Annotated in this window: 2 protein-coding genes; both read left to right on the top strand. The window is 47.0% G+C overall.

Features of this window, described 5'->3' with window-relative positions; genetic code table 11:
* A partial coding sequence (locus PX481_RS06395) for a cation:proton antiporter (protein WP_288094031.1) occupies positions 1 to 937 on the top strand: 937 nt, incomplete at its 5' end.
* Between the two features lie 421 nt (positions 938 to 1,358).
* The coding region (locus tag PX481_RS06390) for an AMIN domain-containing protein (protein WP_288094029.1) at positions 1,359 to 1,981 on the top strand (623 nt) is incomplete at its 3' end.

The following is a 1,981-nucleotide window of genomic DNA, read 5'->3' as shown; positions in this document are numbered from 1 at the left end:
AGCTGCTGTCGCAGTGGTAGGGGTTGCGGTTCCCTTTTTGGTGGGTACTTTGGGTTTAATCTATATCTTTCATCTGGCCACCATTCCCGCTATTTTTGCCGGGGCGGCTTTAACCGCTACCAGTATCGGCATTACCGCCAAGGTTTTAGCAGAAATAGGGCAGTTATCGGCGAAAGAAGGTCAAATTATCATCGGGGCAGCGGTTCTCGATGATATTCTCGGTATTATCGTCCTCGCTGTCGTTGCTTCTTTGGTGAAGACTGGAGAAGTGCAAATTAGCAAAGTAATTTATTTAGTTATTAGTTCTAGCGCTTTTGTAATCGGGGCGATCCTGATCGGTCGTTTTTTAAGCCCCTTTTACGTTCAATTAGTTAATAGCATGAAAACTAGGGGACAATTGCTCTTAGTTTCCCTGATTTTCGCCTTTATTCTTGCTTATATTGCCCAAGTTATCCAATTAGAAGCGATTCTCGGTTCCTTTGCTGCGGGCCTGGTTCTAGGGGAAACGGAAAAGCGATCGGAATTGGCAGAACAAGTGTTCCCGATCGCCGATTTATTTGTACCGATATTTTTCGTCTGTGTGGGGGCAAAAACCGATTTAAGTGTCCTTAATCCCGCTATTCCCACTAATCGAGAAGGATTAGTCTTGGCCGCTTTCTTAATTGTCGTCGCTATTTTGGGTAAAGTGGTGACGGGGTTAGCCGTTTTCAGCAAGGAAAAACTCAATCGCTTGGCGATCGGAGTTGGCATGATTCCCCGGGGTGAAGTGGGTTTAGTCTTTGCCGGAGTCGGGGCTGCTAGTGGCGCTTTATCCCCCGCTGCCGATGCGGCCATTATTATGATGGTGATCTTGACTACCTTTATCGCTCCGCCCCTGTTAAGGTTAGTATTTAAAGAACCTACCGCCAGCCCTCAATCAGTGAGCAGTGAGCAGTGACCAGTGACCAGTGGCAGTGTTAAGTTACCAGTAGCAGTGTTAAGTGGCACTAACAGTGCCGTCTTTTCATTGATAACAAGGGCCGAATCTAAATCCTAATTTGTTAAGCTAAAAGCTTTGATGGACTTAGTTTCTAACCTTATTTTTAGGTAGGAGAATTGCCAGATTCTTTTTTGGAGCCTCTTGCCTATTACCTTCAGAAGCTGATAACTGATGACTGATAACTGATGACTGATAACTGATAACTGATAACTGATAACTGATCAGAAACATAGCAGACCATGCCAACGTCCCATAAGCTTGTTTTTATTGATAGTCATTCTCAGAGCATTAACGGAGCTATGGATGGCCAAAAATCGACAAAATAGTCCATTTTTACCGAAAAAAGGTAATTGATAACTGAGCAACGGGAGCATCGATCGTGAGATTTCATTGGTTATTCCTAAGCGCATTAACTTGGTTGCTGGTGGCAGCCCCTGCTTGGGCAGGCAAGCTCGTCTTTTGGCGATTCGACACCAATGAGAATCGTCTGGTGTTCACCACCGACAATCGAGTGCAACCGCGAGCGCAAATGATCACTAACCCCACCAGGATCGTGATCGATCTGCCCGGGATCAAGTTAGGGCAACCCAATATTAACCGGCCCATTGGCAATATCGTCAGAAGTGTCCGTATCGGTCAATTTGATGCGGAAACTACCCGTTTAGTGATTGAATTGGCCCCAGGCTACACCTTTGATCCTCAACAGGTAAAAATTCGCGGAATTTCGCCCACCCAATGGACAGTGGAATTGCCAGAACCCCAACCAATTAGGGAGGAAACGCAACCACCCGTCACCCCTGACCCCACACCTCCCCCCGATCGCGGTTCCACCCGTCCCACTCCCCCACCTCCAGTTAGCCGGACGGACAACAACGATGATTTTCAGGTCACTCGCAATGGTCTTTTTGTCCGTTTAGAGCAAAATGGTGATGAGCGATCGATCCGCAGTCAACGCAGCCGGGACGGCAAAAAAATCGAATTTGAATTACCCGGGGCCACTTT

The sequence above is a fragment of the Microcystis sp. M53603_WE2 genome (genome assembly GCF_030065435.1).
This window is presented reverse-complemented; position numbering and strand designations above follow the sequence as displayed.